Origin of the sequence: Cedecea sp. P7760 (genome assembly GCF_013386425.1) — a bacterium.
Taxonomy (GTDB): Bacteria; Pseudomonadota; Gammaproteobacteria; order Enterobacterales; family Enterobacteriaceae; genus Cedecea; species Cedecea selenatireducens.
Genome location: NZ_JACARU010000074.1, coordinates 57,869 through 81,228 on the forward strand (window position 1 = coordinate 57,869; position 23,360 = coordinate 81,228).

Annotated in this window: 22 protein-coding genes; 15 read left to right on the plus strand and 7 right to left on the minus strand. The window is 55.8% G+C overall.

Features of this window, described 5'->3' with window-relative positions; all coding sequences use genetic code 11:
• Positions 1–109 precede the first annotated feature (109 nt).
• The 9 genes from sapA (at position 110) to pdeR (ending at position 11,910) form a co-directional block, all read left to right on the plus strand.
• A complete protein-coding gene (gene sapA, locus HX778_RS22205; RefSeq protein ID WP_176983085.1) occupies positions 110–1,747 on the plus strand; it encodes an ABC transporter substrate-binding protein SapA in 1,638 nt (545 codons plus the stop codon).
• Positions 1,747–2,712, plus strand: coding sequence for a putrescine export ABC transporter permease SapB (gene sapB, locus HX778_RS22210; protein ID WP_038471982.1), 966 nt, complete (start codon positions 1,747–1,749; stop codon positions 2,710–2,712). Before sapA ends, sapB begins: the two co-directional genes overlap by 1 nt.
• Entirely contained in the window at positions 2,699–3,589 is an 891-nt protein-coding gene (gene sapC, locus HX778_RS22215; protein ID WP_038471979.1) for a putrescine export ABC transporter permease SapC, read from the plus strand. Before sapB ends, sapC begins: the two co-directional genes overlap by 14 nt.
• A complete protein-coding gene (sapD, locus tag HX778_RS22220; RefSeq protein ID WP_038471976.1) occupies positions 3,589–4,581 on the plus strand; it encodes a putrescine export ABC transporter ATP-binding protein SapD in 993 nt (330 codons plus the stop codon). Before sapC ends, sapD begins: the two co-directional genes overlap by 1 nt.
• On the plus strand, positions 4,581–5,387 hold the full coding sequence (sapF, locus tag HX778_RS22225; RefSeq protein WP_154186893.1) for a putrescine export ABC transporter ATP-binding protein SapF: 807 nt from the start codon (positions 4,581–4,583) through the stop codon (positions 5,385–5,387). The genes sapD and sapF overlap by 1 nt, the downstream gene beginning before the upstream one ends.
• A gap of 138 nt (positions 5,388–5,525) precedes the next feature.
• A complete protein-coding gene (gene fabI / locus HX778_RS22230; RefSeq protein WP_038471970.1) occupies positions 5,526–6,317 on the plus strand; it encodes an enoyl-ACP reductase FabI in 792 nt (263 codons plus the stop codon).
• A 211-nt stretch (positions 6,318–6,528) separates the two neighbouring features.
• Positions 6,529–7,704, plus strand: a complete 1,176-nt coding sequence (locus tag HX778_RS22235) for a carboxymuconolactone decarboxylase family protein (protein WP_176983086.1) — start codon at positions 6,529–6,531, stop codon at positions 7,702–7,704.
• An 85-nt stretch (positions 7,705–7,789) separates the two neighbouring features.
• Positions 7,790–9,724, plus strand: a complete 1,935-nt coding sequence (locus HX778_RS22240) for an exoribonuclease II (protein WP_176983087.1) — start codon at positions 7,790–7,792, stop codon at positions 9,722–9,724.
• Between the two features lie 194 nt (positions 9,725–9,918).
• Positions 9,919–11,910: a cyclic di-GMP phosphodiesterase gene (gene pdeR, locus HX778_RS22245; protein WP_038471962.1), complete on the plus strand. Its 1,992-nt coding sequence runs from the start codon at positions 9,919–9,921 to the stop codon at positions 11,908–11,910.
• On the opposite strand, the gene HX778_RS22250 is transcribed toward pdeR, so the two are convergent.
• Positions 11,907–12,776 (minus strand): crotonase/enoyl-CoA hydratase family protein, encoded by an 870-nt coding sequence (locus tag HX778_RS22250; RefSeq protein WP_038471959.1) that lies wholly within the window; start codon positions 12,774–12,776, stop codon positions 11,907–11,909. The two genes, pdeR and HX778_RS22250, sit on opposite strands and share 4 nt — an antisense overlap.
• Before the next feature lie 222 nt (positions 12,777–12,998).
• Between HX778_RS22250 and HX778_RS22255 the strand changes: the two genes are divergently transcribed.
• On the plus strand, positions 12,999–13,181 hold the full coding sequence (locus HX778_RS22255; protein ID WP_176983088.1) for a hypothetical protein: 183 nt from the start codon (positions 12,999–13,001) through the stop codon (positions 13,179–13,181).
• Positions 13,182–13,318: 137 nt separating this feature from the next.
• On the opposite strand, the gene fsa is transcribed toward HX778_RS22255, so the two are convergent.
• Positions 13,319–13,981, minus strand: coding sequence for a fructose-6-phosphate aldolase (fsa, locus tag HX778_RS22260; protein ID WP_176983089.1), 663 nt, complete (start codon positions 13,979–13,981; stop codon positions 13,319–13,321).
• Positions 13,982–14,118: 137 nt separating this feature from the next.
• Here fsa and HX778_RS22265 point away from each other — a divergent pair, with 137 nt between their 5' ends.
• The 4 genes from HX778_RS22265 to osmB all read left to right on the plus strand — a co-directional run bounded on the left by HX778_RS22265 (position 14,119) and on the right by osmB (position 18,735).
• Positions 14,119–15,018, plus strand: coding sequence for a glycyl-radical enzyme activating protein (locus tag HX778_RS22265; RefSeq protein ID WP_176983090.1), 900 nt, complete (start codon positions 14,119–14,121; stop codon positions 15,016–15,018).
• A 5-nt stretch (positions 15,019–15,023) separates the two neighbouring features.
• Positions 15,024–17,456, plus strand: a complete 2,433-nt coding sequence (locus tag HX778_RS22270; protein WP_176983091.1) for a formate C-acetyltransferase/glycerol dehydratase family glycyl radical enzyme — start codon at positions 15,024–15,026, stop codon at positions 17,454–17,456.
• Positions 17,457–17,499: 43 nt separating this feature from the next.
• Positions 17,500–18,258: a DNA-binding transcriptional regulator YciT gene (locus HX778_RS22275; RefSeq protein ID WP_038471945.1), complete on the plus strand. Its 759-nt coding sequence runs from the start codon at positions 17,500–17,502 to the stop codon at positions 18,256–18,258.
• A 258-nt stretch (positions 18,259–18,516) separates the two neighbouring features.
• On the plus strand, positions 18,517–18,735 hold the full coding sequence (gene osmB, locus HX778_RS22280) for an osmotically-inducible lipoprotein OsmB (RefSeq protein WP_008461331.1): 219 nt from the start codon (positions 18,517–18,519) through the stop codon (positions 18,733–18,735).
• 132 nt (positions 18,736–18,867) lie between these two features.
• Here osmB and yciH read toward each other — a convergent pair whose 3' ends face one another.
• The 5 genes from yciH to pgpB form a co-directional block, all read right to left on the minus strand.
• Positions 18,868–19,194 (minus strand): stress response translation initiation inhibitor YciH, encoded by a 327-nt coding sequence (yciH, locus tag HX778_RS22285; RefSeq protein ID WP_038471942.1) that lies wholly within the window; start codon positions 19,192–19,194, stop codon positions 18,868–18,870.
• A complete protein-coding gene (gene pyrF, locus HX778_RS22290) occupies positions 19,194–19,931 on the minus strand; it encodes an orotidine-5'-phosphate decarboxylase (protein WP_176983092.1) in 738 nt (245 codons plus the stop codon). The genes yciH and pyrF overlap by 1 nt, the downstream gene beginning before the upstream one ends.
• Positions 19,932–20,126: 195 nt before the next feature.
• On the minus strand, positions 20,127–21,296 hold the full coding sequence (gene lapB, locus HX778_RS22295; RefSeq protein ID WP_038471935.1) for a lipopolysaccharide assembly protein LapB: 1,170 nt from the start codon (positions 21,294–21,296) through the stop codon (positions 20,127–20,129).
• 6 nt (positions 21,297–21,302) lie between these two features.
• Positions 21,303–21,608, minus strand: a complete 306-nt coding sequence (locus tag HX778_RS22300; RefSeq protein WP_038471931.1) for a LapA family protein — start codon at positions 21,606–21,608, stop codon at positions 21,303–21,305.
• Positions 21,609–21,748: 140 nt separating this feature from the next.
• A complete protein-coding gene (pgpB, locus tag HX778_RS22305; RefSeq protein ID WP_038471928.1) occupies positions 21,749–22,513 on the minus strand; it encodes a phosphatidylglycerophosphatase B in 765 nt (254 codons plus the stop codon).
• A gap of 206 nt (positions 22,514–22,719) precedes the next feature.
• Here pgpB and ribA point away from each other — a divergent pair, with 206 nt between their 5' ends.
• Positions 22,720–23,310: a GTP cyclohydrolase II gene (ribA, locus tag HX778_RS22310; RefSeq protein WP_038471924.1), complete on the plus strand. Its 591-nt coding sequence runs from the start codon at positions 22,720–22,722 to the stop codon at positions 23,308–23,310.
• The last annotated feature ends 50 nt before the right edge of the window (positions 23,311–23,360 follow it).

Consider the following 23,360-nt stretch of genomic DNA (forward strand, 5'->3'; position numbering starts at 1 on the left):
GTTTTTTTCATCGTCCTGCGCAGAAAATTGCCGATCGTCACCAGTAATTTTGGGGAGAAGGCAAGAGTGCGATACACTTTGCCTATCACCTGAGATAACTCAAAAACTTATGCGCGGAATGCTCTCCTCCCTGTTACTGGGTTTATGCTGCCTGAGCGGCGCGGCACATGCCGCAGCGCCCGCTGAAAAACCGGCAGATATTCGCCGCAGTGGGTTCGTTTATTGCGTCAACGGGCAGGTCAACACCTTCAACCCACAGATGACCAGCGGCGGCCTGACCGTCGACACGCTGGCGGCACAGCTTTACGACCGCCTGCTGGACGTCGACCCTTATACCTATCGCCTGGTGCCTGAGCTGGCGGAAAGCTGGGAAGTGCTGGATAACGGCGCGACCTATCGCTTCCACCTGCGCCGCAATGTCCAGTTCCAGACCACCGCATGGTTTAAACCCGGCCGCACGCTGAATGCCGATGATGTGGTGTTTACCTTCGAGCGTATTTTCGACCGCAACCACCCGTGGCATAACGTTAACGGCGGCAGCTATCCCTATTTCGACAGCCTCCAGTTCCCGGAAACGGTGAAAAGCGTTCGCAAGCTGGATGACAATACCGTTGAATTCCGCCTCAATAAGCCGGACGCCTCTTTCCTCTGGCACCTGGCTACGCATTACGCCTCGGTGATGTCCGCCGAATATGCCGCGCAGTTGACCAAAGCCGATCGTCAGGAACTGATGGACAGGCAGCCGGTCGGCACCGGCCCGTTCCTGCTGAGCGAATACCGCGCGGGCCAGTACATTCGCCTTGCCCGTAACCAGCACTTCTGGCGCGGCGTGCCGCTGATGCCGCAGGTAGTGGTTGACCTCGGTTCCGGCGGCACGGGGCGACTTTCCAAGCTGCTGACCGGCGAATGCGACGTGCTGGCCTGGCCTGCGGCAAGCCAGTTGACTATCCTGCGTGACGATCCGCGTTTACGCCTGACGCTGCGCCCCGGCATGAACATCGCCTATCTGGCGTTCAACACCAATAAGCCGCCGCTGAATAACCCGGCCGTGCGTCATGCCCTCGCGCTGGCGATCAATAACCAGCGCCTGATGCAGTCTATTTATTACGGCACCGCTGAAACCGCGGCGTCTATTCTGCCCCGCGCTTCCTGGGCTTACGATAACGACGCAAAAATCACCGAGTACAATCCGGCTAAGGCCCGCGAACAGCTGAAAGCGCTGGGCGTGAATAACCTGGAGCTGCGCCTGTGGGTGCCCACCAGCTCTCAGGCCTGGAACCCAAGCCCGCTGAAAACCGCCGAGCTTATTCAGGCCGATATGGCGCAGATTGGCGTGAAGGTGATCATCGTGCCGATGGAAGGCCGCTTCCAGGAAGCGCGCCTGATGGACATGAATCACGACCTGACGCTTGCCGGTTGGGCAACGGACAGTAACGACCCGGACAGTTTCTTCCGCCCGATGCTGAGCTGCGCGGCGATTGGCTCGCAAACCAACTATGCGCGCTGGTGTAACCCGCAGTTCGACAGCGTGCTGCAAAAAGCGCTTTCTTCCCAGCAGCTTTCCGCCCGAATTGAAGCCTATAACGAAGCGCAGGATATTCTCTCTGCCGAGCTGCCGGTGCTGCCGCTGGCCTCTTCGTTAAGGCTACAGGCCTACCGCTATGATATGAAAGGCCTGGTGCTGAGCCCGTTCGGCAACGCCTCGTTTGCGGGCGTGTCCAGGGAAAATGTTGAGGTGAAAAAATAATGATCATCTTTACTTTACGCCGCCTTTTGCTGCTGCTGATCACCCTGCTGTTCCTCGCGGTGGTCGGCTTTAGCCTCAACTATTTCACCCCGCACGCGCCGCTGCAGGGCGCCTCGATGTGGAACGCCTGGGTGTTCTGGTTTGAAAGCCTGCTGCACTGGGACTTTGGCGTGTCCAGCATTAACGGCCAGTCGATCAACGAACAGTTACGCGATGTATTCCCGGCAACCATGGAGCTGTGCATTCTGGCCTTTGGCCTGGCGCTGCTGATTGGCATTCCGGTGGGCATGCTGGCGGGCATTATGCGCAATAAGTGGCAGGATAAGCTGATCAGCGCCCTGGCGCTGGTGGGCTTTTCGATTCCGGTGTTCTGGCTGGCGCTGCTGCTGACGCTGTTCTTCTCGCTGACGCTGGGCTGGTTCCCCGTGTCCGGCCGCTTTGATTTACTTTACGAGGTGAAGTCCGTCACCGGGTTTGCGCTGGTGGATGCTTGGCTCTCTGATTCCCCTTACCGCAGCGAAATGATCGTCAGTGCCCTGCGTCATATGGTGCTGCCGGTGGCCGCGCTCGCCGTCGCCCCGACCACCGAAGTCATTCGCCTGATGCGTATCAGCACCATCGAAGTGTTCGATCAGAACTACGTCAAAGCGGCCGCCACGCGTGGGCTTTCGCGCTTTACCATTTTGCATCGCCACGTGCTGCATAACGCGCTGCCGCCGGTGATCCCACGTCTGGGCCTGCAGTTTTCAACCATGCTGACGCTGGCGATGATCACCGAAGTGGTCTTCAGCTGGCCGGGCCTTGGCCGCTGGCTGATCAACGCCATTCGCCAGCAGGACTATATGGCTATTTCCGCCGGGGTGATGGTCATTGGCTCGCTGGTGATTATCGTTAACGTGATTTCCGATATTTTGGGCGCTATGGCCAACCCACTGAAGCATAAGGAATGGTATGCCTTACGATAGCGTCTACCGCGAAAAGCGGCCGCCAAGCACGCTGCGCCTGACGTGGCGGAAATTTTATGGCGACACCACCGCGATGATTGGTCTCTACGGCTGCGGCGGCCTGGCGATACTGTGCCTGTTTGGCAGCCTTTTTGCCCCTTATCAGATTGATCAGCAGTTCCTGGGCTATCAGCTTCTGCCGCCGTCCTGGTCCCGCTACGGCGAGGTGTCGTTCTTCCTCGGTACCGACGATCTCGGCCGTGACGTGCTGAGCCGTCTGCTGAGCGGCGCTGCACCAACGGTAGGAGGCGCGTTTGTCGTTACCCTTGCGGCGACAGTCTGCGGCATCGTGCTCGGCGTTATCGCCGGCTCAAGCCACGGCCTGCGTTCGGCGGTGCTGAACCATATCCTTGATACGTTGCTTTCTATTCCTTCCCTGCTGCTGGCGATTATTGTTGTGGCTTTTGCCGGCCCGCATCTGAGCCACGCGATGTTTGCCGTCTGGCTGGCGCTGCTGCCCCGCATGGTGCGCTCGGTGTACAGCGCGGTCCACGACGAGCTGGAAAAAGAGTACGTGGTTGCCGCCCGCCTTGACGGCGCCTCTACGCTGAATATTCTGTGGTTTGCCGTCATGCCTAATATCACCGCCACGCTGGTCACCGAAACCACGCGCGCGCTGTCTATGGCTATTCTGGATATTGCCGCGCTGGGCTTTCTCGATCTTGGCGCGCAGCTGCCTTCTCCGGAATGGGGCGCGATGCTGGGCGACGCCCTGGAGCTGATTTATGTTGCGCCGTGGACTGTTATGCTGCCGGGTGCCGCCATCATGATAAGCGTGCTGCTGGTTAACCTGCTTGGCGACGGCCTGCGCCGCGCGATTAATGCGGGGGTGCAATAATGCCGTTACTTGATATCCGCAATCTGACCATCGAATTTATGACGTCTGAAGGCTGGGTAAAGGCCGTCGACCGCATCAGCATGACGCTTGCCGAAGGGGAAATTCGCGGCCTGGTCGGCGAGTCCGGCTCGGGGAAAAGCCTCATCGCCAAGGCTATCTGCGGCGTAACCAAAGATAACTGGCGCGTGACCGCCGACCGCATGCGCTTTGATGATATTGACCTGCTGCGGCTCTCCCCACGCGAACGCCGCCGCCTCGTCGGCCATAACGTGTCGATGATTTTCCAGGAGCCACAGTCTTGCCTGGATCCTTCAGAAAGGATTGGCCGTCAGCTGACCCAGAACATCCCCGGCTGGACCTACAAAGGCCGCTGGTGGCAGCGCTTTGGCTGGCGAAAACGCCGCGCTATCGAACTGCTGCACCGCGTGGGGATTAAAGATCATAAAGACGCCATGAGCAGCTACCCGTACGAGCTGACGGAAGGCGAATGCCAGAAGGTGATGATTGCCATTGCGCTGGCAAACCAGCCGCGCCTGCTGATTGCCGACGAGCCGACTAACGCCATGGAGCCGACGACGCAATCGCAAATCTTCCGCCTGTTGACCCGGCTGAACCAGAATAACAACACCACGATCCTGCTGATTAGCCACGACCTGCAGATGCTGAGCCATTGGGCGGATAAAATTAACGTTATGTACTGCGGGCAAACCGTGGAGAGCGCCACCAGCGAAGAGCTGGTGACCGTGCCTCATCATCCGTATACCCAGGCGCTCATCCGCGCTATTCCTGATTTTGGTAGCCCGATGCCGCACAAGAGCCGGTTAAATACCATGCCGGGAGCCATTCCTTTGCTGGAACAGCTGCCAATGGGCTGCCGTCTTGGCCCCCGCTGCCCTTACGCCCAGCGAAAATGCATTGAAGCGCCAAGGCTTGAAGGGGCTAAGAACCACCTGTATGCCTGCCACTTCCCGCTGAATATGGAGAGTCAGTAATGGTCGAAACGCTGCTGGAAGTTCGCAATTTAAGTAAGACGTTTCGCTACCGTACCGGCCTGTTCCGCCGCCAGCACGTCGAGGCGGTCAAGCCGCTTAACTTTACGCTGCGCGAGAAGCAAACGCTCGCCATTATCGGCGAAAACGGGTCGGGTAAGTCTACGCTGGCGAAAATGCTGGCGGGGATGATTGAACCTACCACCGGCGAGCTGGTGATTGACGATCACCCTCTTCACTTCGGCGACTACTCCTGGCGCAGCCAGCGGATCCGCATGATATTTCAGGATCCGAGCACCTCGCTGAACCCGCGCCAGCGCATCTCGCAGATTCTGGACTTCCCGCTGCGGCTGAATACCGAGCTTGAGTCTGAGCTGCGCCAGAAACGCATTCTGGAGACGCTGCGTATGGTCGGCCTGTTGCCGGATCACGCCAGCTACTATCCGCATATGCTCGCTCCGGGGCAAAAACAGCGTCTGGGCCTCGCCCGCGCGCTGATTCTGAGGCCGAAGGTGATTATTGCCGACGAAGCGCTGGCCTCGCTGGATATGTCCATGCGCTCACAGCTGATTAACCTGATGCTTGAGCTGCAGGAAAAACAAGGTATCTCTTATATTTACGTGACCCAACACATTGGCATGATGAAGCACATCAGCGACCAGGTGATGGTGATGCACGAAGGCGAAGTGGTGGAGCGCGGCAGTACGGCTGACGTGCTGGCCTCCCCGCTGCATGAACTGACTAAGCGGCTGATTAACAGCCACTTCGGCGAGGCTTTAACCGCTGACGCCTGGCGCAGGGATCGTTAATTCGCACTTTTCCTAACGGAAAAGTGGTCGGATTAACGCTTGCGTGGGAGTCATGTTAGAATCGCCCGGTCTTAACGTCGGCCTGCTTGTTTTTTCACCTGCTGGCCGCAACAACAATGACTATTAAGGATTAAAGCTATGGGTTTTCTTACCGGTAAACGCATTCTGATCACTGGCGTCGCCAGTAAACTCTCCATTGCCTACGGTATCGCACAGGCGATGCATCGCGAAGGCGCCGAGCTGGCTTTCACCTACCAGAACGAAAAGCTGAAAGGCCGTGTGGAAGGTTTTGCTGCAGAGCTGGGCTCAAGCCTCGTGCTGCCATGTGACGTGGCTGAAGATGAGAGCATCGAAGCGCTGTTTACCGAACTGGCGAAAAGCTGGCCGAAATTTGACGGTTTCGTTCACTCCATCGGCTTCGCCCCAGCCGACCAGCTGGATGGCGACTATGTGAACGCCGTGACCCGCGAAGGCTTTAAAATTGCCCACGACATCAGCGCCTACAGCTTCGTGGCAATGGCTAAAGTGTGCCGTGAAATGCTGAACCCTGGCTCCGCCCTGCTGACCCTGTCCTACCTGGGCGCAGAGCGTGCTATCCCTAACTACAACGTTATGGGTCTGGCAAAAGCGTCTCTGGAAGCTAACGTTCGCTACATGGCTAACGCTATGGGCCCAGAAGGCGTGCGCGTAAACGCCATCTCCGCTGGCCCAATCCGTACTCTGGCTGCCTCCGGCATCAAAGATTTCCGTAAAATGCTGGCCCACTGCGAAGCGGTTACCCCAATTCGCCGTACCGTAACCACCGAAGACGTGGGTAACTCCGCAGCCTTCCTGTGTTCCGACCTGTCTGCCGGTATCTCCGGTGAAGTGGTTCACGTTGACGGCGGCTTCAGCATCGCTGCCATGAACGAGCTGGAACTGAAAGACTAATTTCAGCTTCAGAGTGAAGCGGGCTACGGCCCGTTTCGCTATTTCACTCTGTATTTCCCGCCTTTCTCCTAATTAGTTATACCTTTCCGATATTTATTATCACCGATCATTCTTTTGTCACCTCCCGTGCTTGCGCCAGGATAAAACAGCGAACCAGGCCCGGCATCCACGTTGTATCCGGGTCTGCAAACTTTTTGACCAAGGAACGACCATGGAACAACGCCGCTTTTCTGGTAAAAGCCACTGGTATCATGAAACCCAGTCCAGTCTGTGCCCGGCGGATGTGCTGCCTTTAGTTCCCGAAGCGGCGCAGGTTGAAGACCGCTTTCTGCTTGATTTAACGCTCTCTGAAGCGCAGCTGATTGTCGAAGCCCCGTGGCTCGATGCAGCCCGAGCCGCTTCCGACGTGCTGCTCCCGGACAGCATCCACGTCACGCGCCTGCATACTCTCAGCAGCTATGACCGCCTGAGCACGGCGCTGACCGTCGCGCAGGTTTACGGCGTACAGCGACTTTGTAACCACTACGCCGCTCGCCTGGCACCACAGCCCGGCCCGGATTCCTCTCGTGAAAGTAACCGCCGCCTGACCCAAATCACCCAGTTTGCCCGCCAGCTTGCCAGCCAGCCGACGCTTATCGACGACGCCGCGCTCGCCCAACTGGAAGAGTGTGGTCTCTCCGTGGACGATATCGTCTCATTTACCCAGATTATCGGCTTTGTTGGCTTCCAGGCGCGCGCCATCGCCGTCTGGCAGGCTCAGCAGGGCCTGCCCGCTCGCTGGTTGCCGGGTATTAACGGGCAGCAGGACGCAGAACCCGAGCTGTTTACGCCGCATTCGGCTAGCTGGCAGCCGGGGCTGGCGCCCGTTGAGATGCGATACGCTCGCCCGGAGCAGCTGGAAGCGTTAAGCATCAGCCAGCCGCTGCGCACGCTGCGCGACATTGCCTGGCTGCTGGCCCATGACGATCGGGCGCTCTCTTATCTCAGTCAGCTAACCCGCCTGTTCTGGCAGGCCACCTCACAGCTGTCTAATGACGCGCTGCTGGTTATTATGCTCACGGCGAGAATTAACGGCAGCGCGGCCTGTTTTAGCGATGCGGTAGCGTCCTGGCAGGGAGATGCTGGCCTGCCGGATGCGATGCGTAACGGCGAGCGCGCGCTTAACGCCTGGAGCCATAACCATCCTCGCGAAAAGGCGATCATCCAGGCCGTGCAGTTATTAACCCGCGCGCCGGACAGATTCAGCGCAGCCCAGCTTCAACCTTTGTATGAGCAGGGTTTTAGCGAACAGGAGGCCCTGAGATTACTGGTCGGTGCCGGGCTTGCAGGCTGGATAAACCGCCTGAAAATTGGTCTGGGAAATACCGCCCCAGCGCTGACTCCGTAAGCCTTTGCGGCAATCATCGCTTGCCGCAAGGAACGGTTTCGCGTAAAACTGTCAGCCGCTCTTTTGGCCACGAAAACGAAACGATATGCTTCAGGATAACCCGCTGCTCGCGCAGCTAAAACAGCAACTGCATTCCCAGACTCCACGCGCTGAAGGTGTGGTAAAAGGCACGGAAAAAGGGTTCGGCTTCCTCGAAGTCGACGCCAATAAAAGCTACTTTATTCCGCCGCCGCAGATGAAAAAAGTGATGCACGGCGACCGTATCAGCGCCGTCATTCACACCGATAAGGACCGTGAGTCTGCCGAGCCGGAGACGCTTATCGAGCCCTTCCTGACGCGTTTTGTTGGCCGCGTCCAGAAAAAAGACGATCGCCTGTCGATTGTGCCGGATCATCCGCTGTTAAGAGATGCGATTCAGTGCCGCGCCGCACGTGACGTCAGCCATGACTTCCAAAACGGTGACTGGGCGGTGGCCGAGATGCGCCGCCATCCGCTGAAAGGCGACCGTGGTTTCTACGCGGAATTAACCCAATTTATCACCTTCGGCGACGATCATCTTGCGCCGTGGTGGGTGACACTGTCACGCCATAACCTGGAGCGTGAAGCGCCGGACGGCGTGGCAACCGAAATGCTTGATGATGGCCTGGTGCGTGAAGATTTAACCGCGCTGGACTTCGTCACCATCGACAGCGCCAGCACCGAAGATATGGACGATGCGCTGTACGTTGAAGAACTGGCCGACGGCAAGCTGCAGCTGACCGTCGCCATCGCCGACCCAACGGCGTGGATTGCCGAAGGCAGCAAGCTCGACGGCATCGCTAAAGTGCGTGCTTTTACCAACTATCTGCCTGGCTTCAATATCCCAATGCTGCCGCGCGAGCTGTCAGACGATCTTTGCTCGCTGCGCGCCAACGTTGTCCGCCCTGTCCTCGCCTGCCGCATGACGATTGAGCAGGACGGCGCGATTGCCAGCGACATTCATTTCTTCGCCGCCAACATCGAGTCTAAAGCCAAACTGGTTTATGACGAAGTGTCTGACTGGCTGGAAGAGAAAGGTGACTGGCAGCCGCAGAGCGAAGCGGTTGCGAATCAAATTCGCCTGCTGCAGCGCGTTTGCCTGGCTCGCGGGGAATGGCGTCATACCCACGCCCTGGTCTTCAAAGACCGCCCGGACTACCGCTTTATTCTTGGTGAAAAAGGCGAAGTGTTGGATATCGTGGCCGAGCCTCGCCGCATCGCAAACCGCATCGTTGAAGAGTCGATGATTGCGGCTAACGTCTGTGCCGCCATCGTGCTGCGTGAAAAGCTGGGCTTCGGCGTTTATAACGTTCATACCGGCTTCGATCCTGCCAGTACTGAACAGCTGGCCGCTATGCTGCAAACTCACGGCATCACCGTGGACGCGCAGGAAGTGCTGACCCTGGACGGCTTCTGCAAGCTGCGTCGCGAGCTGGACGCACAGCCAACCGGGTTCCTCGACAGCCGCATTCGCCGCTATCAGTCGTTCGCCGAAATCAGCACCGAGCCTGGCCCGCACTTCGGCCTTGGGCTTGAAGCTTACGCGACGTGGACTTCACCGATTCGTAAGTTCGGCGACATGGTTAACCATCGCCTGCTGAAAGCCATTATTAAAGGCAAAACCGCGGCTCGCCCGGCGGAAGAAACAACAATTCAGATGGCAGAACGTCGCCGCCTGAACCGCATGGCAGAACGTGACGTTGGCGACTGGCTGTACGCCCGCTATCTGAGCCCTAAAGCCGGCACCGATACACGCTTTGCGGCGGAGATTATCGACGTCAGCCGTGGCGGGATGCGCGTCCGCCTGGTTGAGAACGGGGCGGTTGCGTTTATCCCTGCGCCATTCATCCACGCGGTGCGTGATGAGCTGGTTTGCAGCCAGGAAAACGGCACCGTGCAAATCAAAGGCGAAGTCGTTTATAAAGTGACCGACGTTATCGACGTGACCATCGCGGAAGTTCGCATGGAAACCCGCAGCGTTATCGCTCGCCCTGCTGCCTGAGACTGATTTAACCCCACAAAGCCGGGCGCTCTGCCCGGCTTTTTCATATCCGCGATCTCATTGTGCCGATATATTGGACATCCTCTGCAAAAACAAGATCTTTTCCTCTTTAACGGGGCTTTAACATCGGCTTTCTGTTGCTACTATAAATAGTAGATTTAGGTGATATTTTTCCCTGAGGCTCAGGAGCAAGAATGAAAGACGATTTGGAGCAGAACCTGCTTTATCGTTATCTGGGGACTACCAGCCCATACTGGCGTTTACCGGCTGACAGTAACGCCCTACAGCTGGCGGCCAGCGAGGATTCAGACACCGGTCAGGTCGTGGCGCTGGAAGCCGCCCAGGCCGACGAGATTCGGCAGATGACGGTGATCACCTCCAGCCTGACCATGTCTCTGTCGCTATTCGGCATTGAGGTGCCGGTGCATATGGTTGGCCGCAAAGTGTCTAAACGTGAATGGGCAGGCACCGCCTCGGCCTGGCACGATACCCATTCGGTGGCACGAGACCTGGTGCAGGGCCTCTCTTTTGCCGAACAGGTCGTCTCTGAAGCCAATTCAGTGATAGTCATTCTTGATAAGCAGGGAAATATTCAGCGTTTCAACCGGCTAAGCGAAGAGTATACCGGGATGAAAGAGCATGAAGTTATCGGTCAGAACGTTTTTAAGCTGTTTATGAGCCGCAGTGAAGCCGCCGCCTCCAGGCGCAATATCAGCGGATTTTTTCGCAACGGCAGCTCCTATGAGGTTGAGCGCTGGGTAAAAACCCGCAAGGGCCAGCGGCTGTTTTTGTTCCGCAATAAGTTTGTGCACAGCGGCAGCGGCAAAAACGAAATCTATCTGATTTGCTCCGGCACCGACATCACCGAAGAGCGTCGGGCTCAGGAGCGCCTGCGGGTGTTGGCCAACACCGATACCATCACCGGCTTGCCTAACCGCAACGCAATTTATGACCTGATAACCGACGCCATAGAAAAACGTGGGGATACCCAGGTCGGCATCGTTTATCTGGATCTCGACAACTTTAAAAAAGTGAACGATGCCTACGGCCACATGTTTGGCGATCAGCTGCTGCAGGCCGTTTCGCTGGCGATTTTAAGCTGCCTTGAAGAAGGCCAGGTGCTGGCTCGCCTCGGCGGGGATGAATTTATCGTGCTGGCGACCAACACCTCGCAGGGCTCGCTCGAGGCGATGTCTTCCCGCATTTTAACTCGCCTGAAACAGCCGTTCAGGATTGGCCTGATTGAGGTCTACAGCGGCTGCTCACTGGGTATTTCCCTGGCTCCGCAGCACGGCGACGAACGCGAAAATCTGATTCGCAATGCCGATACGGCGATGTACACCGCCAAAGAGAGCGGCCGCGGCAAGTTTTGCGTGTTCTCTCCGGAGATGAACCAGCGGGTCTTTGAGTATCTGTGGCTGGACACCAATTTACGTAAAGCGCTGGATAACGATCAGCTGGTTATTCATTACCAGCCGAAAATGACCTGGCGCGGTGAAATCCGTAGCCTGGAAGCCCTGGTGCGCTGGCAATCACCGGAACGCGGGCTGATCCCTCCCCAGGGCTTTATCTCCTACGCCGAAGAATCTGGCCTGATTGTGCCCCTTGGGCGCTGGGTGATGGTTAGCGTCGTGCAGCAGGTGGCAAAATGGCGGGATAAAGGCATTAATTTGCGCGTGGCGGTCAACGTTTCCGCCCGTCAGCTTGCCGACCAGACCATCTTTAGCGATCTTAAGCAGGCGCTGAAGGATCTGAATTTTGAATACTGCCCGATTGACGTTGAGCTGACCGAAAGCTGCCTCATCGAAAACGAGGTGCTGGCGCTGTCGGTGATTAAGCAGTTCAGCCAGCTGGGCGCGCAGGTTCACCTTGACGACTTCGGCACCGGCTATTCGTCGTTATCGCAGCTGGCCCGCTTCCCTATCGATGCCATCAAGTTGGATCAGTCTTTTGTGCGCGACGTGCATAAGCATTCAGTGTCCCAGTCGCTGGTGAGAGCCATTGTTGCCGTGGCGCAGGCGCTGAATTTGCAGGTGATCGCCGAAGGCGTGGAGAACCAAAAAGAAGACGCCTTTCTTACCAAGAACGGCGTCAACGAACGGCAGGGTTTTCTGTTTGCCAAACCAATGCCCGCAGCCGTATTCGAGCGATGGTTTAAGCGCTATCAGGCCAGAACAAAGCGCTAGCCTGCTTTACGCAAAGCCGTCGAGGTGTGGCGGTTTTGAAGCTGCACCAGTCGTTCCATATAGGCGAGATCTTTGGCCTCAAGGCAAAATGCGGCGTCCACCCAGTCTTCGGTGATATCCATCAGCTCCGAACGCGGCAGCTGCAAAACACGCTGCCGCGCGCGCAGCATCGCCTTCACGCCGTTTAGCTTAGGCTGCAGGGTATCGATGAAGGTGCGCGTGGCCAGGTATCCCTGACCCGGCTCAAACAGCTGATCCACCAGGCCATGCTGGTGGTACCATTCTGCCGTGTGTGACTCACCTTTATAAATCAGCTCTTCAGCAAGCTTCATCCCGGAACGGCGCGCCACCAGAGAATAAGCGCCCATGCCGGGAAACAGGTTGAAGGCAATTTCCGGGAAACCCAGTCTGGCATCACGCTGTGCCAGCAGGAAATGGTGTGCTAACGCCGCCTCAAATCCTCCACCAAGCGCGCTGCCCTCCACCATCGCCAGGCTGATGGCACCGGTATCAAAACCACGGGACGCAGCGTGTACGCAGTCAACGCAGGCCCGTGCGTAGGCACGCAGCGCTTCACGACGCCCGTTCCGAATCGTTTCAACAAAAAAGCCCAAATCGCCGCCGGTATTGTACATTCCGGGGACCAGCGAGCCGGTGACCCAGAAATCAACTTTAAATCCGGCCTTCTGGACGATATATCCCAGATTCATAATTTCCTCTATTAGTCCGTGATTGAAGCAGGGGCGCGGGCGGGCACGAAGCATCATCCAGACGGTACGGCGTTCTTCTTCGTAATATCCAGACAGTTGTGTGAAACGTGCAGTATCGGTGAAGAGTTTGCAGGTTGGTTGGTTGATAACTGTCATAGCCAGATCCTCATAAAATGAATGTGCGGTAATCGCAGGATCAGACTAATCCACGGCTGTTGTTTGATGAATGTGGAGCCGAGATTAATAATTAATGCTTATATGTTGTTCGATAATTTATTGAAGAATAAGGCGAGGATTTCACCGTCTGCCCTTCTCTTTAGCGGCTATTTTTTGCATTATGGACGAATGATTCACTCGCCATTACCGACAGGATTAACAATGCCAACACTGGATCCGCAGCAGCTTGCCAAACGTATTGATACCGTGCTGGATATTTTGGTCGCTAAAGATTATGCCTCCGCGATAAATAACCTTGAGATCCTCAAAGCCGAATTGCTGAGCGTAAATAACGACGGGAATAAAAACGACGGCGAGCAAAAAAAATCGCCCTGGGAAATCTAACGCGTTAAGAAATAAAAGCAGCCCGTCACAAAGGCTGCTTTTCACTTTCATACATCAGCGCCGAATCCACTCCAGCGTTTTGCCATCTGACGAACGCCAACTGCGTAAAAGCCAGCGCAGGACGGTGGCTTTTCAGACTACAGCGTTAGCGATCCAAACGCGCCCTGCCAGTCCTTTTCAAACCCGCCAATCGCCGCCGTTACCGCCGGGGTGACCAGGATTTGTTCGACCACATCAAGAGGCAGCGTAATAGCTTCGCAGCCGGCCAGTAGGCATGACATCGCCTGGTGCGGCGTGCGGAAGCTGGCCGCCAGCACCTTCGAGTCGGGCGCATGCAGCGTTAAAAGCTGCTGCAGATCCTGCACCATCTGAATACCGTCTCCGCCCTGAGCGTCCAGACGGTTCACATATGGCGCAACATATTCAGCTCCCGCCAGCGCGGCCAGCAGCCCCTGCGCCGCGCCATAAACTGCCGTACCCAGCGTTGGAATACTCAGTAACTTCAGCTGTTTAAGCGCCACAAGACCTTCCGGCGTGGTCGGCACCTTCACCACCAGGCCCGGTACCCGAGTCGTTAACAGCTGCGCCTCTTTCACCATTTCATCAGCCTGGCTGGCAATCACCTGCGCGAACAGTTTGCCTTCGCCGCCCAGCGCATCCTGTAAGGCAGGAAGGACTTCCCACAGGGAAATCCCGGCTTTGGCGACGATGGAAGGGTTGGTGGTTACGCCCTGCAGCGGCAGAACCCGGGCCAGACGCTTAACGGCGGCAACATCAGCGGTATCTAAATACAGTTCCATTACGCTCTCCAGAATTAGAGTCATCTCTCACTGCCGGCATCATAACCTGACTGTCGATTGTTTAGCTGATCAATATCAATATAACTTTCATTCGAAAGTAATTTAATTTACGAAAGAAAGCAAAAAGAGAAGATCTCATGCTGTTCAATATTCAGCGTTACTCCACCCACGATGGCCCGGGGATCCGCACGGTTGTCTTCCTGAAAGGATGCTCTCTGGGCTGCCGCTGGTGCCAGAATCCTGAAAGTCGCGCCCGGGAATGCGACGTCCTGCTGGACCACCGCCTGTGCCTTTCCGGCTGCGATCTTTGCCAGCAGGCCGCACCAGATGCCGTTTCTCGTGTTGGAGATGAGTTGATCATCGCTCGCGGCAGGCTTAACGAAGGCACGGTAAACGCGCTCCGGGACTGCTGCCCAACGCAGGCTTTAACCGTCTGTGGAGAAGAAAAAACGGCGGAGGCCATCATGGCTACCGTGCTGCGAGACAAGCCTTTTTACGCCCGAAGCGGCGGCGGTATTACGCTATCCGGCGGTGAACCTTTTATGCAGCCCGCGCTGGCAAAAAATTTGTTGAAACTCAGCAAAGATGCCGGCCTGAATACCGCCGTGGAGTCCTGCCTGCACGTGCCGTGGAAATACATTGAGCCTTCGCTGCCCTTTTTAGATCTGCTGCTGGCCGACCTCAAACACGTAGACAAAGCGCGCTTTCAGCAATGGACCGACGGCAATGCTGAACGCGTAATGGATAATTTCCGCAGGCTCGCGGCTCGCAATGTAGAAATGACCATTCGCGTACCGCTGATTCCCGACTTTAACGCTGATGAAGGCTCTATTCGCGCCATCAGCGATTTTGCCGCCGACGAGATTGGCGCGAAGTCCATCCATTTTCTGCCCTATCACACCTTAGGAATCAATAAATACCATCTGCTGGGTCAGCCCTATCTGGCCGCCAGCAAACCGCTCGATGCGCCCGAACTTCTTCAATTTGCCGAACAGTACGCCAGCCAAAAAGGCATGACCGCCTGGATTAGAGGATAATCATCATGACCGAACTGAACCTGAATTTGCTCAGCCCACGCATCAAGGCGCATAAAGAAGCGCTGATCCATATCGTTAAACCGCCGGTTTGCACCGAACGAGCGAGCCACTACACCGCCGTTTATCAGCAGCATCAGGACAAGCCGCTGCCGGTTCGTCGTGCGATGGCGCTGGCTCATCACCTGGCCGAGCGAACTATCTGGATCAAGCATGACGAACTTATCGTCGGGAACCAGGCAAGCCACGTACGAGGCGCGCCCTTCTTCCCGGAATATACCGTTGGCTGGATTGAGAGCGAAATAGACGAGCTTGGCGATCGTCCCGGGGCCGGGTTCTCGATTTCCGCAGCGGATAAAGCCGTGATGCATGAAATTTGCCCGTGGTGGCGCGGCCAGACGGTACAGGATCGCTGCTACGGGATGTTTACCGACGAACAAAAAGCGCTGCTGGCTACCGGGATCGTTAAAGCCGAAGGCAACATGACTTCAGGCGATGCTCATCTGGCGGTTAACTTCCCGCTACTGCTGGAGCTTGGTATCAGCGGCCTGCGTGAGAAAGTCGCGGAGCGGCGTGGGCGTCTGCAGTTGACCGATTGGGACGATCTGCATAAAGAGCAGTTCCTCAAGGCTATCGACATGACCTTTGTCGCCCTGGGCGACCATATCCTGCGCTACGCAGCGCTGGCGAAGAAAATGGCCGCAGACGAGACACGTGAGGCACGCAGAGATGAACTGCTGGCGATTGCGGATAACTGCGAGCATATCGCCAGCAATCCGCCGGTCACCTTCTGGCAGGCCCTGCAGCTGAGCTACTTCATTCAGCTGGTGCTGCAGATTGAGTCCAACGGCCACTCCGTTTCATTCGGGCGTTTGGATCAGTACCTTTATCCATGGTATCGCCGGGACGTTGAACTGCAGCAAACAACCAGTCGGGAACAGGCGATTGAGCTGCTGCAAAGCTGTTGGTTGAAGCTGCTTGAGGTGAATAAAATTCGCTCCGGCTCGCACTCAAAAGCCTCCGCTGGCAGCCCGCTTTACCAGAACGTCACCATCGGTGGACAGACGCTTATCCACGGCGTAGCGGTGGATGCCGTCAACCCGCTCTCCTACGCGATTCTTGAGTCCTGTGGCCGCCTGCGTTCCACACAGCCTAACCTCAGCGTTCGCTACCATGCAGGCATGAGCAACGACTTCCTCGATGCGTGCGTGCAGGTTATTCGCTGCGGGTTCGGGATGCCGGCGTTTAATAACGATGAGATTGTCATCGACGAATTCATCAAGATCGGCGTCAGCCGGGAAGATGCCTATGACTACGCGGCTATCGGCTGTATTGAAACTGCAGTCGGCGGGAAATGGGGCTACCGCTGTACCGGCATGAGCTTCATTAACTTTGCCCGCGTAATGCTGGCCAGCCTTGAACATGGCCGCGATGCCACCAGCGGTAAGGTGTTTCTTCCTCAGCAAAAGGCGCTGTCCAAAGGCAACTTCACCTCGTTTGACGAAGTGCTGGCTGCCTGGGATCGGCAAATTCGCTACTACACGCAAAAATCCATCGAAATCGAGTGCGTTGTCGACACGGTTTTGGAAGAAAACGCGCATGACATTCTGTGTTCCGCGCTGGTGGATGATTGCATTGAACGTGGCAAAAGCATTAAGCAAGGTGGCGCCCGATATGACTGGGTTTCAGGGCTTCAGGTTGGGATTGCTAACCTCGGAAACAGCCTTTCAGCGGTGCGGAAACTGGTCTTCGAACAGGGAATTATTGGCCAACAACAGCTGGCGGATGCCCTCGCCAACGACTTTGCCGGGCTGAGCGGCGAGCAGCTCCGGCAGCGGTTAATCAACGGCGCGCCGAAGTACGGTAATGACGATGACGAAGTGGATATGCTGCTGGCTCGTGCTTACCAAACTTATATCGACGAGCTGAAGCAGTACCACAACACGCGCTTTGGCCGGGGCCCGATTGGCGGGACCTACTACGCGGGAACATCCTCTATCTCCGCTAACGTGCCGTTTGGTGCCGCAACGATGGCGACACCTGACGGGCGCAAGGCCAACACGCCGCTGGCAGAAGGAGCAAGCCCTGCGTCAGGCACCGACCACCTTGGCCCGACGGCGGTTATCAGCTCCGTGGGCAAACTGCCAACCAATAAAATCCTCGGCGGCGTTTTACTCAATCAAAAGTTAAACCCTTCAACGCTGGATAACCCGCGCGATCGGGAAAAATTAATGTTTATGCTGCGTACCTTCTTTGAAGCACACAAGGGCTGGCACGTTCAGTACAACATTGTTTCCCGCGAAACGCTGCTTGAGGCAAAACAAAACCCTGATAAATACCGTGATTTAGTGGTCAGGGTAGCAGGATACTCGGCCTTCTTTACTGCCTTATCTCCTGACGCTCAGGATGATATTATAGCCCGCACGGAACATACTCTTTGACGAGAAGGCGGCGGTTAATCCCGTCGCCTGACTACTGGCTGACATGAACTCAAGACAACAAATTATTCTGCAGATGGTTATCGATCAGGGCCGGGTTAGCGTCGCCTCTCTGGCGAAAACAACCGGCGTTTCAGAAGTCACCATTCGCCAGGATTTAAACCTGCTGGAAAAAAATAATTACCTGCGTCGCACCCATGGTTTTGCCGTCCCGCTGGATAGCGACGACGTTGAAACCCGTATGATGAACAATTACACCCTCAAACTTCAGCTTGCGCAGTATGCCGCTTCGCTGGTGAACGACGGTGAAACCGTGTTTATCGAAAACGGCAGCAGCAACGCTCTTCTCGCCCGTACTCTGGCAGAGCAGAAAAAGGTCACGCTGATCACCGTCAGCAGCTACATCGCCCACTTGCTGAAAGACACCGACTGCGAAGTGATTCTGGTCGGCGGTATCTATCAGAAGAAAAGCGAAAGTATGGTCGGCCCGCTCACCCGCCAGTTCATCCAGCAGCTGCATTTCAGTAAAGCCTTTATCGGCATCGACGGTTTCTTGCCTGAAACCGGCTTTACCGGGCGCGATATGCTACGTACAGATGTGGTGAATTCGGTGCTGGAGAAAGGCAGCGAGGCTATCGTGCTGACGGACAGCAGCAAGTTTGGCAACATGCACCCTTATACGCTAGGCCCAATTGCACGCTTCAACCGGGTGATTACCGACGCGGCGATTAGCGAGGAAACCCTGGCGCAGCTTAAAGCGGCCAATCTTCAGGTCGATATCGTCGATCCTTACGCCGCCGTTTAAAGCCTTTTGCCCGTGTCGGACACGGGCTTTTCCTCTCTCAGAATATTCCCACGCTGCAATTAAGAGTTTTTACCTGTGTTAATCATGTGGGAAAATTAGAATAGAATTTAGCGATATAACAGGGAGTAATAAACGCACCTGCTGTTTTTCGAGCTTATATCGCGACATCGTTTCACGACCCGCCCGGTAAAGTGGTGAATTGTTACTATACTTAACTGAGACTGGCTTCCGTGAATCAATTATTCTGGAGAAAGTATGATGACCTTAAATAACAAAAAAGTGGCCGCTGCAATGCTGGCTATTACCCTCGCAATGTCCTTAAGCGCATGTTCTAACTGGTCTAAGCGTGACCGCAACACGGCAATCGGCGCAGGTGCCGGTGCGCTGGGCGGCGCAGTGCTGACCGACGGCAGCACGCTGGGGACACTTGGCGGTGCGGCGGTAGGCGGTATTATCGGTCACCAGGTGGGTAAATAAGGCAGGACGCCAGCAAAAGCTAACCCGCTTTGACGAATTCATTACGTGTTAATTTTTCAGGTCTGACTAACAGCAGTTAAAATAAAAGGCCACGGCATTTACCGTGGCCCATTAATTAATATTTTAAACGGTTTAACCGCCGGCGAGTTTAACCTTCATGCCCTTCGCTTCCAGCAGTGACTTTATCAAATCACGCTTGTCGCCCTGGATTTCGATTACGCCGTCTTTTACCGCTCCGCCGCAGCCGCACTTCTTCTTAAGCTCGGCCGCTATGCCCGCGAGTGTCGCATCATCGGCATCAATGCCGGTAATCAGACAGACCCCTTTCCCCTTACGTCCGCTCGTTTGCTTCTGGATGCGAACGATACCGTCACCCTTTGGGCGCTGTACTTCGGTTTTAGGCTCATCAATACGGCCGGTTTCGGTGGAGTACACCAGGCGGCTATTAGTGTCTTTCATTACGCCTCCTGCACCAGCGACGCACGGATTTCACGCAGCGTTTGCGCCGGATCGGACGATTGGGTGATCGGGCGTCCAATTACCATAAAGTCTACTCCGGACTGCTGAGCCTGCTGCGGCGTCATAATACGGCGCTGATCGCCGGCATCACTGCCGACAGGACGGATCCCCGGCGTGACCAGCTTAAACTCGTGACCTAATGCAGCCTTGAAGCGAACGGCTTCCTGCGCGGAACACACTACGCCATCCAGACCGCACTCTTTTGTCAGGGTAGCCAGGCGCTCAGCATAATCCGCCGGGCTGGCCTTAATGCCTAAATCAGCCAGATCGCTGGCTTCCATGCTGGTGAGAACGGTAACGGCAATCAGCAATGGCGCATCTTTCCCGAAAGGCGCCAGCGCTTCTTTTGCAGCACGCATCATACGTGCCCCACCTGTTGCATGAACGTTTACCATCCAGACACCCATTTCTGCCGCAGCGGCAACCGCACGCGCGGTGGTGTTAGGGATATCGTGGAATTTCAAATCCAGGAAAACGTCAAAACCACGCTGATGCAAATCCCCCACCAGCTGCGGGCCAAACAGAGTGAACATCTCTTTGCCCACCTTCAGGCGGCAATCGCGGGGATCGATACGGTCAACGAAGGCCAGCGCGCTATCGCGGTTATCGTAATCAAGGGCAACGACAATCGGTGATTCAGTGGCAACACGGGAGGAGGATGACGCAGTTGAGTTCATGGCAAAACCTTCTGACTGTTGGGCACCGGCGCGGCGCAAAAAGTTAAACGGCAGCATTCTACTCGTCAGACCGATAAATTCACAGCCGCGATTGCGCCCTGCTAAGCGATAATTGCACCGGGCTGAAGTATGGCAATGAATTCACGCGCTTAGTATGTTGTAACTAAAGTACGCTTTTTTAAAAAGTGCCGCAGGCTATTGCCCGTCCAGCCCGCGGATAGGTTTCACCGTTGACCACGCGCGGCACGACGGACAATGCCAGTACATGGTGTAGGCGGTGAAGCCGCATTTCTGGCAGCGGTAACGTGGTTTGGTACGAATTTGTTCACCAACCATGTCCCGCAGGACCATCAGGCTCTCTTTCGCACGCCCTTCTTCCGCTTCATGCAGGTGGTAGTCCATCAGGCGATGGAACACGCGCATCGTCGGGTGGCGCTGAAGCTGACGGTTGATATACAGCTGGGCCGTTTCGGCGCCCTCTCGCTGTTCGAGAATGCTTGCCAGCATGAGTTCGGCCACTGCCCCGCTGTTCTCTTCCACACAGCGCCGGAGGAAAGCTTCCCACTCATCAGGTTTACCCAGCTGTTGATAGCAGACCTGGAGCATCTCCAGCGTTTCGCTCACCAGTTCGCTGTCCTGCTCAATCACGCGCTTCAACGAGTCTACCGCTTTGGCATACTCGCCCTTTTCCATAAAAATGCGCCCCATCATGATGGAAACACGGGCACAGTTTTTGTCTGCTGCGGCACCTTTTTTCAGCAACGACATCGCTTTGTCAGACTCGTCATTGCCGATATTTTGCAGCGCAAGTTCGCAGTAGAAGTGAGCGATTTCCACACGCTGCTTATCTTTACCGAGCTTGACCAGCCTTTCAGCAACGTCAATAGCCTTCTGCCAGTCACTGGTCGCCTGGTGAATTTGCAGCAGCTGCTGCAGCGCGCTAACCCGGAAGTCGGTCTCGTCGATAAGCTGGCTGAACATGTCTTCCGCGCGATCATAAAGCCCGGCGGCCATGTAGTCTTTGCCAAGCTGCTGAACGGCAAGCAGGCGCTGGTCATAGTTCAGCGACGCGCTTTCCATCAAGGACTGGTGGATACGAATGGCGCGATCAACTTCGCCACGCTGGCGGAAGAGGTTGCCTAGAGTAAGGTGGGCTTCGACGGTGCCGGTGTCCTCTTTGAGCATATCGAGGAACAGATCGACCGCTTTGTCCTGCTGGTTGGCCAGCAGGAAGTTCACCCCTGCCACGTAGTCGCGAGAAAGGCGGCTGGCTTCCTGCTGTTTGTCTTGTAACGCACTTCTGCGCCCCATGTACCAGCCATAAGCGGCCGCAACGGGTAACAGCAGAAACAGCAGTTCCAACATAGAGGATTATTCCTTCACAGCCGGCACAACGGGTGCCGAAACATCAGCGGCGGGAGTTACCTGCTGCTCAAGACGTTTAATTTTGCGCTCGGCACGGGCCAGCGAAACGCGGACTCGCAGCCAGAACAGACCGCAGATCAGCCATCCAATGATAAACCCTGCGGCAAACAGTATGGCCAGCAGAGTTGAAACACGATACTCGCCCTGCGCCAGCAGGTAGTTAAAGTTCACCACCTGATCGTTTTGCGCGCCCAGCGTGACGGACACCACGAAGATGGCAAGTACCAGTAAGAAAATGAATAAATATTTCACATTACATCCCGTTATGTGGTCACAGAGGACTCAGCCAGGCCAAAAATGAATCCCGGAGGTATAAACTACCATTTCAGGCGAAACCGGGGAATCCAAAAACCACCGCCAATTCATAAGAAATGGGGGTTAAAACACTATTCTCAAGTTTTTTCGCTTCGTTCGGCTATTTCCTGGTCTTCTTCAGCCGGAGGTGTAAGCGGTCCACACCAGCGCTGAGCAAGCCAGGTAGCCAGAGTCACTAACAGCGCGGAGATAACCGTGGCTACGGCTAAGTCACGCGGCCAGTGCATGCCCAGCAGTAAACGGCTGCCCATGACGCCGGTTGCCCATAGCAGCAAAACGGCCAACGTAACTTTCCGCCTGCGTGGCCAAAGCAATCCTACGCCCAAAAGCGCCCAGCTTGCCGCGAACATCGTATGGCCTGAAGGAAAAGCAAAGCCGGTTTCAAACTGCCAGTGTTGGCGTAACCAGCCGGGAATTTCTTGCTGCCCTTCTAGCTGCGCTTTGACTAACTCCGCACGCTGCGTACGCTTTAAATTGTAGAACTCGTCAGTGGGGATATGGTGAGTTTTTTCGAGCCATACGACAAACGGCCGGGGTTCCTGCACTTTATTCTTAATAACGGACTTAATGCCCTGACCTATAAGGATAGCTGCCGCAAGGATAGCAAATAACATCAGCGCAGGCTTAAGGCGGTAACGCAGGCACCACAGAAACCAGGCGAAAAGAACAACATGGGTAATGACTCCCCAGGGTTGAGTCACGGTTTCAGTGACCCAATAAAGCATTTTTAACACGCTTTCATTGCCACCCGGTGCCCATTGCCAGCCGCTGAACCAGACGCTTAACGGCATGATTAAAAGAAGAATTGTGCCCGCTGTGATGCGTTTTGCTATTGCCTGCATGAAGACCTCATGGTAGTGAAAGCCCTTAAAGAATAACCGAAAAACGTTAGAGATGGCTAAACCGCGTGGGAGTAATTGGCAAAAATGGCTTTTTCACCCGCCAATGAAGCGAAGTACCTCGCGTTATGGCAAAATATCCGGCATTAACGTACAGGCCAGAGTTCTGGCAGACACCTCGGTGTCGAAATAAGTACCTGGAGAATCACATGCAGCTTAAACGTGTGGCAGAAGCCAAACTGCCAACCCCATGGGGCGATTTCCTGATGGTGGGTTTTGAAGAAGTGGCAACGGGGCAGGATCATGTTGCTCTGGTTTACGGTGATATCAGCGGAGAAGATCCTGTTCTGGCGCGCGTTCACTCCGAGTGCTTAACCGGTGACGCCCTGTTCAGCCTGCGCTGCGACTGCGGCTTCCAGCTTGAAGCAGCGCTGACTCAGATTGCCGAGCAGGGCCGTGGCGTTCTGCTTTACCATCGTCAGGAAGGCCGTAATATTGGTCTGCTGAATAAAATCCGCGCCTATGCGCTGCAGGATAAAGGCTACGACACGGTAGAAGCTAACCATCAGCTCGGCTTTGCCGCCGATGAGCGTGACTTTACGCTGTGCGCCGATATGTTCAAACTGCTCGGCGTTGATGCCGTGCGTTTGCTGACCAACAACCCGAAAAAAGTCGAGATCCTGACCGAAGCCGGGATCAACATCGTTGAGCGCGTGCCATTAATCGTCGGCCGTAATCCGAAGAACGCGCATTACCTGGACACCAAAGCGGCCAAAATGGGCCATCTGCTGTCAGAGTAATCGAGCTCCTTGCATAGAAAAGCCCCTTTTCTGGACTGCACCCCAAAAGT

Excerpts from the sequence above, each read along its gene's own strand:
- sapA (WP_176983085.1), top strand. The coding sequence starts at position 110 with ATGCGCGGAATGCTCTCCTCCCTGTTACTGGGTTTATGCTGCCTGAGC.
- sapB (WP_038471982.1), top strand. The coding sequence starts at position 1,747 with ATGATCATCTTTACTTTACGCCGCCTTTTGCTGCTGCTGATCACCCTG.
- sapC (WP_038471979.1), top strand. The coding sequence starts at position 2,699 with ATGCCTTACGATAGCGTCTACCGCGAAAAGCGGCCGCCAAGCACGCTG.
- sapD (WP_038471976.1), top strand. The coding sequence starts at position 3,589 with ATGCCGTTACTTGATATCCGCAATCTGACCATCGAATTTATGACGTCT.
- sapF (WP_154186893.1), top strand. The coding sequence starts at position 4,581 with ATGGTCGAAACGCTGCTGGAAGTTCGCAATTTAAGTAAGACGTTTCGC.
- fabI (WP_038471970.1), top strand. The coding sequence starts at position 5,526 with ATGGGTTTTCTTACCGGTAAACGCATTCTGATCACTGGCGTCGCCAGT.
- HX778_RS22235 (WP_176983086.1), top strand. The coding sequence starts at position 6,529 with ATGGAACAACGCCGCTTTTCTGGTAAAAGCCACTGGTATCATGAAACC.
- HX778_RS22240 (WP_176983087.1), top strand. The coding sequence starts at position 7,790 with ATGCTTCAGGATAACCCGCTGCTCGCGCAGCTAAAACAGCAACTGCAT.
- pdeR (WP_038471962.1), top strand. The coding sequence starts at position 9,919 with ATGAAAGACGATTTGGAGCAGAACCTGCTTTATCGTTATCTGGGGACT.
- HX778_RS22250 (WP_038471959.1), bottom strand. The coding sequence starts at position 12,776 with ATGACAGTTATCAACCAACCAACCTGCAAACTCTTCACCGATACTGCA.
- HX778_RS22255 (WP_176983088.1), top strand. The coding sequence starts at position 12,999 with ATGCCAACACTGGATCCGCAGCAGCTTGCCAAACGTATTGATACCGTG.
- fsa (WP_176983089.1), bottom strand. The coding sequence starts at position 13,981 with ATGGAACTGTATTTAGATACCGCTGATGTTGCCGCCGTTAAGCGTCTG.
- HX778_RS22265 (WP_176983090.1), top strand. The coding sequence starts at position 14,119 with ATGCTGTTCAATATTCAGCGTTACTCCACCCACGATGGCCCGGGGATC.
- HX778_RS22270 (WP_176983091.1), top strand. The coding sequence starts at position 15,024 with ATGACCGAACTGAACCTGAATTTGCTCAGCCCACGCATCAAGGCGCAT.
- HX778_RS22275 (WP_038471945.1), top strand. The coding sequence starts at position 17,500 with ATGAACTCAAGACAACAAATTATTCTGCAGATGGTTATCGATCAGGGC.
- osmB (WP_008461331.1), top strand. The coding sequence starts at position 18,517 with ATGACCTTAAATAACAAAAAAGTGGCCGCTGCAATGCTGGCTATTACC.
- yciH (WP_038471942.1), bottom strand. The coding sequence starts at position 19,194 with ATGAAAGACACTAATAGCCGCCTGGTGTACTCCACCGAAACCGGCCGT.
- pyrF (WP_176983092.1), bottom strand. The coding sequence starts at position 19,931 with ATGAACTCAACTGCGTCATCCTCCTCCCGTGTTGCCACTGAATCACCG.
- lapB (WP_038471935.1), bottom strand. The coding sequence starts at position 21,296 with ATGTTGGAACTGCTGTTTCTGCTGTTACCCGTTGCGGCCGCTTATGGC.
- pgpB (WP_038471928.1), bottom strand. The coding sequence starts at position 22,513 with ATGCAGGCAATAGCAAAACGCATCACAGCGGGCACAATTCTTCTTTTA.
- ribA (WP_038471924.1), top strand. The coding sequence starts at position 22,720 with ATGCAGCTTAAACGTGTGGCAGAAGCCAAACTGCCAACCCCATGGGGC.